The organism is Leucobacter chromiireducens subsp. solipictus (assembly GCF_016758195.1).
In the GTDB taxonomy this organism is placed as follows: domain Bacteria; phylum Actinomycetota; class Actinomycetes; order Actinomycetales; family Microbacteriaceae; genus Leucobacter; species Leucobacter solipictus.
In genome coordinates this window covers 224,760-240,856 of the sequence record NZ_QYAC01000006.1, presented here as the reverse complement: position 1 = coordinate 240,856, position 16,097 = coordinate 224,760, and the positions used below count along the sequence as shown (strand labels likewise).

At 69.1% G+C, this 16,097-nt stretch carries 13 protein-coding genes and 1 tRNA gene; 2 read left to right on the top strand and 12 right to left on the bottom strand.

The annotated features are described in order from the left end of the window. Nucleotides 1-31 precede the first annotated feature (31 nt). On the bottom strand, nt 32-1,126 hold the full coding sequence (locus tag D3230_RS12425) for an Abi family protein (protein ID WP_202345359.1): 1,095 nt from the start codon (nt 1,124-1,126) through the stop codon (nt 32-34). 151 nt (nt 1,127-1,277) lie between these two features. Between D3230_RS12425 and D3230_RS12420 the strand changes: the two genes are divergently transcribed. Continuing rightward, nucleotides 1,278-1,823, top strand: coding sequence for a ClbS/DfsB family four-helix bundle protein (locus tag D3230_RS12420; protein WP_202345358.1), 546 nt, complete (start codon nt 1,278-1,280; stop codon nt 1,821-1,823). Nucleotides 1,824-1,978: 155 nt separating this feature from the next. Here the strand turns inward: D3230_RS12420 and D3230_RS12415 are convergent, their stop codons facing one another. From D3230_RS12415 to D3230_RS12395, 5 genes are all read right to left on the bottom strand, one after another. Continuing rightward, on the bottom strand, nt 1,979-2,413 hold the full coding sequence (locus D3230_RS12415) for a VOC family protein (protein ID WP_202345357.1): 435 nt from the start codon (nt 2,411-2,413) through the stop codon (nt 1,979-1,981). Nucleotides 2,414-2,493: 80 nt separating this feature from the next. Continuing rightward, nucleotides 2,494-2,565, bottom strand: a tRNA-Gln gene (locus D3230_RS12410). Between the two features lie 129 nt (nt 2,566-2,694). Beyond that, the gene (locus D3230_RS12405; protein ID WP_202345356.1) at nt 2,695-3,645 is read right to left on the bottom strand and encodes a universal stress protein; all 951 of its coding nucleotides are present in this window, start codon (nt 3,643-3,645) and stop codon (nt 2,695-2,697) included. Then, entirely contained in the window at nt 3,642-5,162 is a 1,521-nt protein-coding gene (locus D3230_RS12400) for an amino acid permease (protein ID WP_237467486.1), read from the bottom strand. The genes D3230_RS12405 and D3230_RS12400 overlap by 4 nt, the downstream gene beginning before the upstream one ends. Before the next feature lie 175 nt (nt 5,163-5,337). Further along, nucleotides 5,338-6,975 (bottom strand): aminotransferase class I/II-fold pyridoxal phosphate-dependent enzyme, encoded by a 1,638-nt coding sequence (locus D3230_RS12395; protein ID WP_202345355.1) that lies wholly within the window; start codon nt 6,973-6,975, stop codon nt 5,338-5,340. 120 nt (nt 6,976-7,095) lie between these two features. On the opposite strand from D3230_RS12395, the gene D3230_RS12390 reads away from it, so the two are divergent. Continuing rightward, nucleotides 7,096-8,016: a LysR substrate-binding domain-containing protein gene (locus D3230_RS12390; protein ID WP_202345354.1), complete on the top strand. Its 921-nt coding sequence runs from the start codon at nt 7,096-7,098 to the stop codon at nt 8,014-8,016. Here the strand turns inward: D3230_RS12390 and D3230_RS12385 are convergent. The 6 genes from D3230_RS12385 to D3230_RS12360 all read right to left on the bottom strand — a co-directional run bounded on the left by D3230_RS12385 (nt 8,013) and on the right by D3230_RS12360 (nt 16,097). After that, entirely contained in the window at nt 8,013-9,014 is a 1,002-nt protein-coding gene (locus D3230_RS12385; RefSeq protein ID WP_202345353.1) for a Ppx/GppA phosphatase family protein, read from the bottom strand. The two genes, D3230_RS12390 and D3230_RS12385, sit on opposite strands and share 4 nt — an antisense overlap. 18 nt (nt 9,015-9,032) lie before the next feature. Further along, on the bottom strand, nt 9,033-9,764 hold the full coding sequence (gene deoC, locus D3230_RS12380; protein ID WP_202345352.1) for a deoxyribose-phosphate aldolase: 732 nt from the start codon (nt 9,762-9,764) through the stop codon (nt 9,033-9,035). A gap of 226 nt (nt 9,765-9,990) precedes the next feature. Beyond that, a complete protein-coding gene (locus D3230_RS12375; RefSeq protein WP_202345351.1) occupies nt 9,991-12,597 on the bottom strand; it encodes a DEAD/DEAH box helicase in 2,607 nt (868 codons plus the stop codon). Further along, nucleotides 12,594-14,027, bottom strand: coding sequence for a DUF2130 domain-containing protein (locus tag D3230_RS12370; protein WP_202345350.1), 1,434 nt, complete (start codon nt 14,025-14,027; stop codon nt 12,594-12,596). The genes D3230_RS12375 and D3230_RS12370 overlap by 4 nt, the downstream gene beginning before the upstream one ends. A gap of 91 nt (nt 14,028-14,118) precedes the next feature. Further along, nucleotides 14,119-15,105 (bottom strand): ABC transporter permease, encoded by a 987-nt coding sequence (locus tag D3230_RS12365; RefSeq protein ID WP_202345349.1) that lies wholly within the window; start codon nt 15,103-15,105, stop codon nt 14,119-14,121. Then, complete coding sequence (locus D3230_RS12360) at nt 15,102-16,097, bottom strand: ABC transporter ATP-binding protein (RefSeq protein ID WP_202345348.1); 996 nt, start codon at nt 16,095-16,097, stop codon at nt 15,102-15,104. The genes D3230_RS12365 and D3230_RS12360 overlap by 4 nt, the downstream gene beginning before the upstream one ends.

Here is a 16,097-nt window from a genome sequence, read left to right as displayed (position 1 = left end):
AGGTCACGATCCTGCCTCATAAGACCCCGATCTATACCCGGTAATAATCCTCCGTCGTCGGGTGAGTCTGCAGGCTATGCAAGGACACGTATCTCTGACTTCGAACGAACGCCGTCCCTCTCCCACGCCGCGAATGGGGCATCGGCTCCGCCCGCGAACGGTGATCCGGGTGCCCCTCGGCGGTGAGCAAGAAGACCTGATAACGCCCTCCCGCCCAGCCGAGCTCTTTGGAACGACGAATAATGTGGGCGATCTTTCGATCTTCCCGGTCCTCGGAGGCCACCAGCCGCCTTGCATTCGTTTCCGACCATTCAACGTTGTCTCGGCGGCCTACGATCAGGGGGAACTCGGGCTGAATCTGCTGGTCCACGTAGAACGCCATTCGTTTGACCGCCCGGAAGCTCCGCCCGGGCTGGCACACGTATGCGGCGCAATCTCGGTACAGTTCCCATGCGTGAGTCGCAGGGACGACGACGGAATCTATTGCCGAGTGAGGCCGCGCTTCGTAGGTTCTCGTGCAGCGCTCAATTCGCTCGAGCCACCGCCGCAGATGAGGAGAAATGTACCCGCTCAATTCCATGATGCGCGCTTGCTCGAACGGCACGTCCACGCCGAGCACCGAGTCGTGGTGAGCCACTCGGTTTCGCAGCTTTCGCATTGCCTCCAACGCGGGCCCAACGGTTTTCCGTTTGCCATCTGCATGAGGGAAAGCCTGATGCAAGCATTCCCGCCACAGCTCGTCGTAATCTTTCCCAAACATCCCCGACCAGAATCCGAAGCTCAGATTCGCGATGATTTGATGGCGGTTGTCTCTGCCGCTTCCCCGAAGACGGTCGCGGATCAACTCGATCTGATCGAGCGCGCCGCCGGTCATCGGGGGGCGGCGCAGGAACCACGGGATCCCCACACGCTCATCCGCAAAATGTGCGCTGAGGGTACGGTCAACCGCGTTTCGCAATGCGACCTCCAGATGGGAGATCAGCTCAAAGAGCGCCGCGGACATTTGCGTGCTCCATGCGTAGAGTTCGAGAGCGTGCTCACGATCCTCCCCCGCGTGCACCAAATATGGGGCGAGCCGTTGCTCAGATAGCGTGGAGAAAATCGCGTCAACTCCGTCTGCATCCATACGGCGATGGTACTATGGGCAGCAACGCCCCGGCCCCGCCTCTGCTCAAGCATGCGGACCGGGGCTATGTTGTTTTTGGTTCGCTCGCGTCAGCGCACCGGCGAGAAGCGTGTCACTCCAAGCCGATTCGCCGCCTGGTAGCGTGAGCGTCATGGCCAGACCGACCACCCGTGCAGCATTGCTCGATGCCGCGGCGGCGCAGTATGCGAAGTTGAGTGCGCTGATTGCGGGCATGAGTGCGACCGAGCGGGAGGCGCCGCTCGGGTACGGCCCAGACTTCGCGCGGCCTGAGGCGCACTGGGCTCGAGATCGAAACCTCCGCGATGTGCTCGTCCACCTCGTCGAGTGGCACCGGCTCTTCACCGAGTGGGCCACGGCCAACCGCTCCGGGACGGAGCAGCCTTTTCTGCCCGCGCCGTACACCTGGCGCACCACCGCGGCGCTGAACGTCGAGTTCTGGGAACAACATCAACACACGAGTCTCGACGCAGCGCTCGACATGCTCGATAAGAGCCATCACCGCGTCGTGGCACTCATCTCCGAGTTCAGCAACACGGAGCTTTTCACGAAGCAGCACTTCCCGTGGACGGGAACAACCTCCCTCGGTTCGTACGCCGTCTCCGCGACCTCCAGCCACTACGACTGGGCGATCCAGAAGCTCCGGCGACACCTTCGGGCCGCTCGGACAGCCGCCTGACGCGAGCGGATTCGGGGCTCGATCGGACGGTGAGGTCACGCAGCGTCCGATCGAACGCGGCCGTGATACTGCGCTGCGGCACGCTCGCGCCACGCCGTTCCCCCCAGGCCCGCTCGCACAGGCCCGCTCACTCCGCCCCGTTCACGCAGACCGGCTCACACTGACCCGCTACCACCCGCGCTCGTGGTGTCGCGCGGCGGATTGTGCATGAACTCCAGCCGAATACCGCTCGCGTCCTCCACAAACGACGCGTAATACTGTTCCGAGAACCGGGGAAACCCCTTCGGGGCGCGCACCGACGTCCACCCCGACTGTACGGCGACGGCGTGCAGTCGCTCGACCTCGGCGCGAGACTCCACGGCGAAGGCCAGGTGCTGCCACCCCAACTGGCCGGTGCGGAACGGCTGCCGCGGCGCAACCGGCGCACGATACAGGATGATCTCCGTCTCGCCCGGGGCGTTCCAGGCAACGCCGCCCTCGAACTCGCGGCCGTCCGTGACAAGCCCGAGCGCCGTCAGGACCGGATTCCACTGCGCGACGGCGACATCAAGATCGGCGACGGTCACTCCGAGGTGATCAACGAGAGGCATGGCCCCATCATGACAGAGCCGCACACCCGACCCCGAAAACACGAACTCCCCCGGTTCCGAAGAACCGGGGGAGTTACTCGCTGGGATACCAGGACTCGAACCTAGAATGACGGTACCAGAAACCGTTGTGTTGCCAATTACACCATATCCCATGGCTGGAACTTGGCCCTTTTCGGAGCCCCGCACCAGGAATTAACTTTACCCGTTCCGGCCCGGAACACAAAACCGGGCCCGCGGCGATGGGATCCCGGGCGCGCCCTGCACCCGGGATCCCATCGCTGCTACTCCCCCAGCTGCTCGGCGGCCTGATCCGCGTAGCGCTCGGTGGCGCGACGCGGCACCATCACGACCGGAACCGGCGCGTGGCGGAGGATCTTCGTGGCGTGCGAGCCGAGCGAGATCCGCGCCAACGCGCCGAGGCTGCTGGATCCCACGAGCAGCACCTCGGCGGCACCCCACGGGATCGCCCGGAGCGCCGCGGGCCAGTCCGCCCCGGCACCGAGGGCGAGCTCGACGCGCTCCGGCGGGCGGCTGAAGGCCGCGATCTCCGCACGCAGGATCTCCGCTCGATCGCGGATCACGGCTTCCCACTCGGCGACCACCGCGTCCTCGGCCCGGAAACCGATCGCCGCGCCCAGCAGGCCGCGGGGGCGCGTGTGGAACGCCGCTACCCGGAAGGCAGCCCCCGAGTCGGCCGCGACCGCCGCCGCCCCGAGGACCAGCTCGGCCGAGGTGTCGGAGCCACTAAACGCTGCGGTCAGGCGTTCCAGCCGCGCACCTGGCGCAGCCGTGAAGCCGTGCGGGGCGATCGCCACGGGGAGCTCGGCGCTCTGCAGGAGCCCGAGGCTGACGGACCCGAGCTCGATCCCGGCGGCAGCCTCCTGCCCCCGGGCGTCGTCCTCGTCGCCGGCGGACCCCACCACCAGCCGGATCGCGGCCGTCTCCGCGCATACGTCGAGGAGTCCGCGCCGCGCGCTGGACGCGGTGCGCACCACCGTGCGCACCGCGAGGTCTCCCGGCACGCGCGTCCGCGCCTCGGCGAGGGAGGCTTCCGCACCCGCGAGCAGGAAGCGCTGGTACTCGCCGTCGACTCCACCGGGACCGCCCGGCCATCCGGCCGAGGTGACCGAGGCGAGCACGAGATCCTGCGCGTACGTCCGCGCGAGCAGAACCCCGAGCTCGATCGCGGCGCGCGAGCAGTGGCTCGGGGCCACTCCGACGACGATACTCATCGGCCGGGACCGGGGTCGTTGGCGCGGTCCGCCACGACGTCGACCGAGTCCGTATCGTCCTCGTCGCTCGCGTAGCGGTAGCGGCCGGGACCGGTCAGCACGATCATTCCGGTCTTGATCTGCTCGCCGAGCACGGAGTTCTTCCGTCCGGTGAAGTAGTACCAGACCAGCACGAGGGCGGTCCAGATCGCGAACACGATGATCGTGATCGGGCGCAGGTCCTTGATGATCCAGAGGCAGCCGATGATCGAGAGGATCGGGATGACCGGGTACAGCGGGACCCGGAACTTGCGCTCGAGGTCGGGCTCGCGGCGGCGCAGCACCATGACGGCGATCGAGACGACGAGGAACGCGGCGAGCGTGCCGATCGAGGTCATCTCGGCGAGGAAGTTGATCGGCAGGACGCCGGCGAGGATCGCCACGATCACGGACACGATGATGGTGTTCGCGACCGGGGTCATCGTGCGCGGGTTGACCTTCTGGAAGATCTTCGGGGCCATGCCGTCGCGCGACATCGCGAACAGGATCCGGGTCTGGCCGTAGAGCACCACGAGCGTCACGCTGAAGATCGAGATCACGGCCCCGGCGGCGACCACGGTGCCGGGCCACGTCGCGCCGACGATGTTCTGCAGGATCGCGGAGAGGCCCGCGCTCTGGCCGGCGAATTCGCTCTGATCCTGCGCGCCGAGCGCGGTGACCGCGACGAGCACGTACACGGCGGTGACGATGATGAGCGCGCTGATGAGCGCGATCGGGAGGTTGCGGCGCGGGTTCTTCGCCTCGTCACCGGCGGTCGCGACGGCGTCGAGACCCACAAACGAGAAGAAGATGATGCCGGCGCCGGTCATCACCCCGGCGAAGCCGAAGGGCGCGAAGTTTGCGAAGTGGTCGGCGTTCCAGCCGGTGATGCCGACGGCCACGAAGAACAGCAGCACGGCGATCTTGATGAGCACCATGATGGTGTTCGCGACGACCGACTCGGAGGTGCCGCGGATCAGCAGCAGGCAGCAGAGGCCGATCAGGATCACGGCGGGCAGGTTGATGATCCCGCCCTCCTCCGGCGCGTAGAGCAGCGCGTGTGGCAGCTCCCAGCCGAAGAGGTTCGTGACGAGCTGGTTCACGTACTGCGACCAGCCCACCGCGACCGCCGCCGTGGACACCCCGTATTCCAGGAGCAGACACGCCGCAACGCCCATCGCCGGCAGCTCGCCCAGGGTGCTGTACGCATACGAATAGGAGGAGCCGGATACCGGCACGCTACTCGCGAGCTCCGCGTAGCAGAGCACCGACAGGCCGGCGACGAGGCCCGCGATCACGAAGGACCACAGTACGGCGGGCCCCGCGATCGGCACGGCCTCGGCCAGGATAAAGAAGATGCCCGTGCCGATGGTGCCGCCCACACCAATCATGGTGAGCGGGAAGAGCCCGATGCTGCGCTTGAGCTGCGAGCCGGATTCACCCCCGTCTCGCGGTACGGGCTTTACTCGGAACAGCTGCTGACGCAGGGTACTCGGCATGTCAGTCTTACTCCAGACTTCCTTGTCACATGGGCCGCGGGGGCCCGGTTCTCGGGGTTCCCGGCCGGGGCCCGGCAGGGAGGTGATCCGAACGAATCGGACCGCGGCGCGCCCGGTCCCCCCGACCACACACGCCAATCGCCCCGGCGCGGGTGCGCCGGGGCGAATACTGGGGCTACTCCTCCACGCGGATCACGCGGAAGCTCGCCACGCGCGGGTCGAGCGCGCCGCGGACGTAGCCCGTCGGGGAGGCCGCCACCGCCTGCAAGAACTCGACGGCTGCCGCGGTGATCTCCTCGCCCGGCATCACGTTCGGGATCCCGGGCGGGTACGCCGCGAGGGTGTCCGCGGACACGCGCCCGATCGCCTCGGCCGCGGGGACGATCTCGGTCTCGCCGAAGAACCCCTCACGCGGGCTGAGCCGCCGGGCACCGGGTGCCGGCATGGGCGGGAATTCCACGGACCCCGCGGTCGCTGCGCGCTCCGCGTCGGCCGCGGGCGACGAGACCACGGCCCCGAGGGCGCGGTGGATCTCGGCGGCGTCGGGAGTCTTCCCCGCGCCGATCACGGCGACGATCGAGGTGGCCGTGGACATCTCGAAGTACAGGGCGTGATCGGTGATGAGCTGGTTGCGCACCCAGTGCCCGCTGAGCCCCGTCGCGGAGACGTCGATGGGCACGCGCAGCAGATCCGTGTCGACGATGTCGGGGAACGCATCGAAGTGGTCGCTCACGATGTCGAAGCGCGGGTCGGCGCGAAGCACCTCGCGCAGGCGCTGCGCGGTTTCAACGGAGCGGCCGATCGCGGCTTCGCCAGTCACGAGCGCGGACCGGGCGATGTCGAGCGAGGCGCGCATGATCGCGCTGGTCGAGGTCGACGCGGTCATCCCGAAAGCGCGCTCCACGAGCGCCTCGAGCCGGTCGGCGAAGGGGCCGTGACCGAGATGCAGCATGGCCGTCTGCGTGAGCGATCCCGCGAGCTTGTGGGTGCTCGAGATCACGAGGTCAACGCCGAGACGCGCGGGCGACTCCGGCAGCTCAGGGTGGAAGCCGAAGTGCGGGCCCCACGCGCCGTCGACGATCAGCGGCGCGCCGTGCGCGTGGGCCACGTCGGCGAGGCCGCGAACGTCGGAGACGGATCCAAAGTAGCTCGGGGAGATGATGTAGACCGCGGCGGCCGCGCGCCCCTCCTGCTCCGCGAGCGTGAGGGCCGCGTCGAGGGCCTCGGGCGAGACGCCGTGGGCCATGCCGTTCGCCGTGTCGACGGCCGGGAACACATACGAGGGGGTGATGCCGGCAAGCAGCACGCCGTCGCTGAAGCTGGAGTGGGCGCTGCGCTGCGCGAGCAGGTGCTCGCCGAGGCCGCGCGCGGCGATCGCCGCCGTGCGGTTGGCCTGCGAGGCGCCGTTGGTGAGGAACCAGGTGCGCTTGGCGCCCCACGCGTCGGCCGCAAGCTCCAGCGCGTCGTCGAGGGCGGAGTGGGCCTCGAGATCGATGCCCTCGAGGAGCATCGGAACGTCGAGCTGCAGCGCGCGCTCGCCCAGGTACTCGGACAGGCGGGCGCTCAATCCGAGGTCGCTGCCGCCGTGGCCCGGCACCATCAGCTGGGTCGGGTTGCGGGCGATGTAGCGGTCGAGCGCGTCCGCATACGGGGTGACGGCGTGGCGACGCAGCCGCTCGGCGCGCTGCGCGGCGGCGCCCGCGGTGGTCTCACCCGGCGCGGTCTCACCCGGCGCGGGGACACCGGCGGCGGTGGTCTGGGGATCTGCAGCCGCGGGTGCAGCGTCGCGGCGCGCGGAATCGGCGATGAACATGTCTCCATGCTGGCGCAGCGCACGCGCGAGGAGAATCCCGTTCTGCCTCGGCACTCACATATGGGGTATGTGGCAGGATGGTCCTGACCGGCCGCGCACAAGATATGGGATAGGTGAGCTGTGATCGACCTTCGACAGTTGCAAGCGCTCCGCGCGGTGCACAGCATGGGCTCCGTCACGCAGGCCGCACGTAGCCTCGGGTGGAGTCAGCCGACGGTGGACTACCACCTGCGCAACCTCGATGCGCTCGTCGGCGGCCCGCTCCTCGAGCGCAGCTCGCGAGGCAGCACCCTGACCCCCGTTGGGCACCTCGTCCTCGACCGCGCGCACGAGATTCTGACGCTCACGGACCGGGCGCTCCGCGACGCGCGCGAGTTCACCGAGATGGGTCAGACCCGCCTCCGCTTCGGCACCTTCCCCACGGCCGCCGCGCGGCTGCTCCCCGCGATCGCGCAGCAACTCGGCGACCTCAGCATCGAACTCGACGCGGTACTCGAAGAGGTCGGCCCCCTCATCGCGCACGTCAACCAGCGTGAGCTCGACGCCGCGCTCCTCTACTCCGTGCCGGGCCACGAGCTCACCTTCCGCCCGGACATCGTCACCACCGAAGTGCTCCGAGATCCGCTCCTGCTCGCGCTCCCCGAAGGCCACCCCCTGACCGCGCACGCGTCGATCAGCCGCGAGACGTTCCTCTCGCTCCACACCGAGCGCTGGCTGCTCGGGACCTCGCACCACGACCCCATGGACGCGGTGGTGGTCGATGCGTTCGCCGCGGCCGGGCACCAGATCGAGGTCGCGATCCGCAGCGACGACTTCCAGGCGATGCTCGGGATGATCGCCGCCCGCATGGTGATCGGGCTCGTCGCGAAGCTCGCGGTCGGCTCGGGCCACCCCGGCGTGGTCCTCCGCCCGATCGACGATCCGAGCTTCGCCCGTTCGGTCCTCCTCGCGGCACCGAGCGAGGGTGGCGCCCGGCAGCCCTCACCCGCGGTCCGACAACTCGCCGTCGCGATCCGGCACGCCGTCGCCGCCCTCGACTAGCGCTGCGCCGCGCCCCCGGTGGCCGTCAACGCCGTGCGAAAGTCGTCGGCGCTCACCGGCTCGGCCCCGCGGCCGTCCAACGCGTCGATGTAGCGGAGCACGATCCCCTCGCGCAACGCCCAGGGCGAGATCGTGAGCGTCGACACGTCGAACACCTTCATCGCGGTCCGGAGCACGATCGCGCCGGCGATGATCTGGTAGCCGCGCTCGGGGGTGATTCCCGGCAGGTACTCGCGCACGTTCGAGGGCATATCGCGCAGCGTGGGCTCCCACTCGCGCAGGCCGGCATAGTGCAGCGGCGCGAGATCGCCGTTCTCGGGGTCCGGCGGCCCGCCGATGAGCCGGGCGAGCGATCGGATCGTCTTCGAGGTTCCGACCACGCGCTTCGGCCGCGGCCGATCGAGAAACAGGTCCTCCCGGACCCGGGTGAACTCCGCGCGGGCGTGCGCGCGGAGCGCGGACACGGCCTCCCGCGGCGGCGGATCCTCGGCGAGGTAGTTGATGGTGGTGCGGCCGGCGCCGAGCGGCAGCGAGACCTGCACGTCCGGGTACTCGTCGGCGCCCTGGGCGATCTCGAAGGACCCGCCGCCGATATCGAAGAGCAGGATCTCGCCCGCCGACCAGCCCAGCCACCGTCGCACCGCGAGCATCGTGATGCGCGCCTCGTCCTCCCCGGACAGCACGTGCAGCGACACCCCGGTCTCCCGGGCGATGCGTGCGAGCACCGCCTCACCGTTCGCCGCCTCGCGAATCGCGCTCGTCGCCGTGCAGATCAGATCGTCGACGCCGATCTCATGCGCGATCCGGACCGACTCCGCGATCGCGGCGGTGATCAGGCGCACCCCCTCCTCAACGATCGCGCCGTCGGCGTCGAGGTAGCGCATCAGTCGCAGGACCGAACGCTGCGAGTGATACGGGTTCGGGCTCGCGCCGGGGTGGGCATCGACCACCAGCAGGTGGACGGTGTTGGATCCGACGTCGATCACTCCGAGGCGCATGGGATCATTCTAGGGCGGTCAGTACGCCGCGTCTGAACCGGCTCGCGTCGCCGCGCCGGAGACCCAGGTCTCCAGGATCCCGGCGGTCCCCGAAACTCCGAATCGGGTGGCACCCGCGGCCCACAGTTCCCGGACCGCTGCCGCCGTCCGGATCCCGCCCGAGGCTTTCACCCCGAGCCGCCCGCCAACCGTCTCGGCCATGACCCGCACCGCGTGCGCGGTCGCTCCCCCGGCCGGGTCGAAGCCCGTCGACGTCTTCACGAAGTCTGCTCCCGCGGCCTCCGCCGCGCGGCAGCACGACACGATCTGCGCGTCGCTGAGCGCCGCCGTCTCGAGGATCACCTTGAGCACCCGCTCGGGCGTCGCGTCCCGGACCGCCCGGATCTCGGCCTCGACGCCGCGCCAGTCCGCGGCGTTCACCAGGCCCCGGTTCACCACCATGTCGATCTCCGCGGCACCGTCGGCGACCGCCTGCGCGGCCTCTGCGGCCTTCGTCTCCGCCGTGTGCGCCCCACTCGGGAACCCCACCACGGTGACGATCCGCACGGGGCTGCTCCGCAGCGGTCCGATCGCGTCCTCCAGCAGGGTCGGGCTGATGCACACCTGCCCCACGCCGAGCGCCCGGGCCGCGATCAAGAACTGCTCGAGTTCCGCGGGCGTCGTGCCCGGGGCGAGGAGGGTGTGATCGGCGCGCTCGAGGAAGGCGTCGCGGGTGAGCTCGACCGGAGCGTGGGGTGCGGGGGTCGTCATGGGGAGTCTCCGTTCCTGGGGTCACGCGTCCGCGCCGGCCTTCCGCCGCAGGCGCGATCGCCTCGCATTTCGTCGTGGCCCAGCTCGTGCGCCCGAAGAGCTGCCGCAGGAGCACCCGGTACGCAACCGGGCAGATGAGCCAGCAGTACACAAGATACAGGTGCGACGGGAGGAGTCGCATCAGCACCGGCACGACGGAGATCCCGAGCCTCTGTCTGCCGCGGCGCTAGGAAGTGAGTGGACCGACGCGCTGCACCCGCACCGCCGGCTCGCCGTCCGCCTCCGACGCGGCGAGGTCGATGACGCCCTCGATCGCCCAGTCGCGGTCGCCCGCGGGGTCGAGCAGCACCTGCCGGAACCGCCAGACGCCCTCGGCGCGCGCCTCGGGGCCGCGGTCGAGTTCCAGGAGCGCCGCGGCGCGGGCGTCAGCGTCGGTACGGATCTCGTCGTACTCGGTGAAGTACCCGGCCAGCGCGTCGCGCCACCGCTGCTCCCCGAAGCCGTGCGGGCCATCGAGTTCCGCAAGTTCGCCGAAGCGTTCGAATGCCGCGGCCTGCACGCGGCGGAACAGCGCGTTCCGCAGCATGACGCCGAAGGCGCGCTCGTTCGCGAGCACGGATCGCGCGGGCGGTGCCAGGTCGATCGCAGCCGCAGCGGCCGCCTGGCTCGCGTGCGCGGCCACGGCCTCCGGGTTCGCGAGTTCCTCCCACTCGTCGATCAGGCTGGAGTCGACCTGCCGCACGAGCTCGCCGAGCCACTCGATGAGATCCTCGAGTTCGGGGCTCTTCGCCTGCTCGGGCACGGTGCGCTCGATGGCACGGAACGCGTCGCTCAGGTAGCGCAGCACGCCCCCCTCGGCCCGCCCGAGCTGGTAGAACGAGACGAGATCCCGGAAGCCGAAGGCCCGCTCGATCATGTCGCGCACGATCGACTTGGGCTTCAGTTCGTAGTCGCGGGCCCAGGGCACGTCCTTCACGTACTCGGCGAATGCCTCGTCGAGGAGTTCCTTGAGCGGCTGGGGGTGCGTGACGGCCTCGAGCAGCTCCATCCGCTCGTCGTATTCGATCCCCTCGGCTTTCATCGCGGCGACGGCCTCGCCGCGGGCCTTGTGTTCCTGGGCGCGCACGATCGCGCGCGGGTCCTCGAGCGTCGCCTCGATGATCGAAATCACATCGAGCGCATAGCTCTCGGATTCGGGATCGAGGAGCTCGATCGCAGCGAGCGCGAACGGTGACAGCGGCTGGTTCAGTGCGAAGTTCGCCTGGAGTTCGACCGTCAACCGGAGCAGGCGCTGCCCGCGCTCGTCCTCGTGCACCTCCACGATGCCCCCGTTGCGCAGCGTGCGGTAGATCGCGAGCGCGGTGCGCGCGTGGTCGAACTGCCGCGCGCGCGGCTCGTGGCTGTCAAAGATCAACATCTGCATCGTGTTGAGCGCTTCGCCCTCCCACTCCTCGCCCCGACCGATCACGCCGAGCACCATCGAGTGGGTGACCCGCATGCGGCTCACGAGCGGTTCCGGCTGCGACGCGACAAGCTTCTCGAGAGTCTGCTCGCTCCACGCGACGAAGCCTTGCGGGGCGGACTTCTTCTTGACCGGCTTCGCCTTCTTGCCGCCCTTGCCGTCGGCCGCCTTCGCGGCGGCCTTGGCCACGGCCTTCGCGTTCTCGATCTCGTGCTCGGGGGCGAGTGCCACCACATCGCCCTCGGTGTCGTAGCCCGCCCGGCCCGCACGACCCGCGATCTGGTGGAACTCGCGCGCGGAAAGCCGCCGCATCTTTTCGCCGTCGAACTTGGTGAGCGCGGTGATCACGACGGTGCGAATGGGCACGTTGATCCCGACACCGAGCGTGTCGGTGCCGCAGATCACGCGCAGCAGGCCCCGCTGGGCCAGCTGTTCGACGAGACGGCGGTAGCGCGGCAGCATGCCCGCGTGGTGCACGCCGATCCCGGCCCGCACGAGCCGGGACAGCGTCGCCCCGAAGCCGGTCGCAAAGCGGAAGTCCCCGATCGCCGCGGCGATCTCGTCACGTCCAGCGCGGTCCACGATCTTGATCGAGGCGAGCGCCTGCGCCTGCTCAACGGCGTGGGACTGGTTGAAGTGGACTAGGTAGGCGGGCGTCTCCCGGTCGGCGATGAGTTGCTCGACGACCTCGTGCGCGGGAGCCACCTCGTAGCGGAAGCTCAGCGGTACGGGCCGTTCGACCCCCGTGACGAGCGCGGTGTCGCGGCCCGTCGCCTCGCTCAGATCCGCGGCGAGCTCCGTCACGTCGCCGAGGGTCGCGGACATGAGCAGGAACTGCGCGTCGTGCATCAGCAGCAGCGGCACCTGCCACGCCCAGCCCCGATCGGCGTCCGCGTAATAGTGGAACTCGTCCATGACCACCTGCGTGATCCCCCCGGTGTCCGGGTTGTCGACGTTCTTGTCGCGGATCGCCAGGTTCGCGAGGATCTCGGCGGTGCAGCACAGGATCGGTGCGTCCGGGTTGATCGAGGTGTCCCCCGTGATCATGCCGACCCGCTCCGCGCCGAACACGCCCACCAGGTCGAAGAACTTCTCGCTCACGAGTGCCTTGATCGGTGCCGTGTAGACCGTGCGGCGGCCCTCCACCAGGGCGACGAAGTGGGCCCCCATCGCGACGAGCGACTTCCCGGTCCCCGTCGGGGTGGCCAGGATCACGTTGCTGCCGAGCGTGATGCCGAGCACCGCCTCCTCCTGAGCCGGGTACAGGCGCAGGCCGCGATCCTCCCACGCCCACTCCTCGAACGCGGCGAACGCTTCGTCGGCGCCGCCGCCGTTCTCGTGTGCGGCGGCGAGCGCCTGCTCCAGGCTCATGTGTTCGGGGTCTCCTTCTCGTGCGGCGGCTCGGCTGCCGCGGTGCCTTCCAGCTCCGCAAAGCGGGCCTGCATCGTGACGTTGTTTCGGGTCAACTTCTTCACCGTCACCCCCTGCGCCTTGTCGTTCGCGAGGCGCAGGTTGTTCTCGGATTTGAGGAGCTGCTCCCGCACCTTTTCCATCTCACGGATCGAGGTATCGATTCGCTTGATCGCTTCCTTGAACTGGTTCGAGGCGAGCTCGAAGTTTCGCCCGAAGGCGCTCTTGAACGCGTCGAGTTCGTCCTCGAAGTGGGTGATGTCGATGTTCTGCGACTTCACGAGTTCGAGCTCGGCCTTGACCTTCATCGCGTTCATCGCCGCGTTGCGCAGCAGAGTGATGAGCGGAATAAAGAACTGCGGCCGAATCACGTACATCTTGGGGAAGCGGTGCGATACGTCCACAATACCGCCGTTGTAGAGCTCGCTTTCCGGCTCGAGCAAGGAGACGAGCACCGCGTACTCGCAGCCCTTCTCGCGGCGGTCCTTGTCGAGTTCCTTGAGGAAGTCCTCGTTCTTTTGTTTCGTCGCGGTCCCGTCCGCCTCGTTTTTCATGTCGAACATGATCGACACGATCTCAATCCCGGCGAGATCGAAGTCCCGGAAGATGAAGTCGCCCTTGCTGCCGGTGCGCACGTCGTTGTCCTTCTCGAAGTACGCGTTCGGGAATGCGGTGGCCCGGATCTGGTTGAAGGTGTTCTCGCAGTGCTGCTCGAGGGTCTCCCCGATCATCTTCGTCGAGAGCCGGGCTTTCATGTCTCGGAGCCGCTCGATCGCCTCATCGCGGTCCTTCAGCTGCACCTCGTAGCGTTCCTTCAGCGAGCGTTCCGCGAGCTGCTTCTCGAGCTCGGCGCGCTCGAGCTCGCTCTTGTAGCGGTCCCGTTCCTGCTGCACCTCGCCGACGGCCTCCGTGACCTCGAGCTTGCGCGCCATCTCGGCGGCCTCGAGCTGCGCGCGCAGGCGCTGCGCCGCGGCCTCCTGCGCGGCAACGGCCTCCTGCATCTCCCGCGTCAGCTTCGCCTCCGCGAGCTCCACGGCGGCCGCCTGGTCCTTGCGGGCCTGCTCCAGCTGGCCGGCCAGGGTGTCCCGTTCCTTCTCGATGGTTCCGAGGGCCTCGGCGACGGCGAGCCGCTGCGCCACCTCCCCCGCACCGATCTCCGCGGTGAGGCGCTGGATCTCGCGATCTTTCTCCGCCGCCGCACGCTCGCGCTCCGTGGCCGCGGTGGCCTCGGCCAGCCGCAGGGCTGTCTGTTTCTCCTCCTCGGCCAGCTGCAGCCGCTCGTGCAACTGCGCCTCGAAATCGCGGTCCCGGACCTGCTTCAGGATGTCGGCATAGCCCGCCTCGTCGACGGTGAATGCCTTGCCGCAGTGCGGGCACTGGATCTCGTGCATGCGTGACTCCTTCTGAGCGGTCGGTGAGGGCCCCGTAAGTACCCTGGCACACACCGCCGACAATCGGGAACGCCGCCGCGCGGGCCGGGGGTTACCAGCGGAACCGGCGCACCGCGAGGGCTGCGAGCCCCGCCCCCACCGCGAGCAACAGGACCCACAGCACCGGAACCGGCAGGAACGGCGTCGTCCCAATGAGGTCCGCGTTCGCCGCCTCCACAAACCACGTCGTGGGAAGAGCGCGCACTACCCACTGCCAGCCCGGGCTCATCGCAGGCATGAAGGTCGCGGTGAGCAGCAGCCCATACGCGCCCATGATCGCGAGCGGCATCAGGTTCTCCATGGTGTCCGGGCTCTCGCTCCGGGCGGCGAAGAGCGCGGCGAGCGCGGTCGCACACAGGATCGCGACGAGCGCGGTGACCCCCAGCCGCAGGGTCGGCGGCCCGAGCGGCGAGCCCAGGACCACCGAGGTGGCCACCACGACGAGGCCCATCGCCGCGCAGAGCGCCACGCGCACCGGCATGAACGCGGCGAGCGCCACGCCGGGGCTCAGCGGCACGGTGCGCAGGTGCCGCAGCGTCCCACGGCTGCGCAGCCGCACGAAGGGCACGGATCCGCCGACGAGCAGCACCGACTGGACCCCGACGAGCAGCACCGCACTGAGGTTGCTCCGCAAGAGTTCCGGCATGATGGTGCCCTCCGCGTCGAGCGCGGTGATCTGGCCGAATGGGATCCCGATGCTCTCCAGCGCCCGCGCCGTGCCGCTCCAGGACGCGCCCGGCGTGGTCAGCAACTGGAGCACGGCGCCGTCCTCCCCGAGCCGCAGTTCCAGGGTCGCGGGTGCGTCCGCTGACGCGAGCGCGACACCCGCGCGTTCGACCGCCGCCGTCGCGTCCGCCCGCCCGGCTGGCTCGGCGATCACCGACACGACCGGGGGCTCGGCACCGCCGCTCACCATGAACTGCGCCGCCGCGAAAGCCACGAACATCATGACGAACCAGGTGCACATCAGGAATATCTGGCGGCGATCACGCAGGAGCGCGAGTGCGTATGCTCGGCTGAGCGCCCAAAACGCGGTCATCGCTGCTCCCCGCTACGATGGATCGGATCCGGATCCGGATCGGGACCCGGGTCGAGCCCCGGATCCTGGGCTGGTTCCCGCGCCGGATCGTCAGCAACACTCAAGAAATAGTCCTCCAGGCTGCCGCGGTGCACGTCGATCTCCCGCGGCACGAGGCCCGGGATGAACGTGATCCGGCGCACCACGGTGTCCGGATCCGCGGTCACCACGGTGACGCGGTGGCCGCGAGCGTCGGATACGTGGCTGACGCGGCCGAGCGGGACGAGTTGCGCAAGAAGCCCCAGATCCGCACCCGACTCGAGGGTGAACTCGACCCGGCTCTCGGCGGCGCGACGTCGCGCAAGTTCGCCCGGGGTGCCCGTTGCCACCAAGCGGCCCGCCACGAGGATGCCCACGCGATCACAGAGCGTCTCGGCCTCGTCCATATGGTGCGTGGTCAGCAGCACCGTGCGTCCCGAGGTGCGCAGATCCCGGATAATGTCGGCAACGCCGCGCCGCGCCGCGGGGTCCAGCCCGGCCGACGGTTCGTCAAGCACCAGGATCTCGGGATCACCGATGAGCGCCACGGCGAGCAGCACCCGGCGTTCCTCGCCGCCGGAGAGCGCGTGCACCCGGCGATCTCGGCACTCCTCGAGGCCGGTGCGGGCTATCACCGAGTCCACGTCCAGCGGTGCCGCGTGGAAGGCCGCAAAGAGCCGAATGGTCTCGGCAACGGTGAGGAACTCGAACAGGCTCGACCGCTGCGGCTGCAGGGCGAGCCGGCGGGTCACCGCCTCCCGCTCGCGCGCCGGGTCATGGCCCAGCACGCGCACGGTCCCGCGATCCGGCGTTCGCAGCCCGGCGATGCAGTCGATCGCGGTGGATTTCCCGGCACCGTTCGGCCCCAAGAGGCCGAACACCTCTCCCGGAGCGACCGTCAGGCTGAGGCCCTCGAGGGCCGTTTTTGCGGGGAAGCACACGGACAGCTCGTGCAGGCTCAGTGCGGAGTGCAT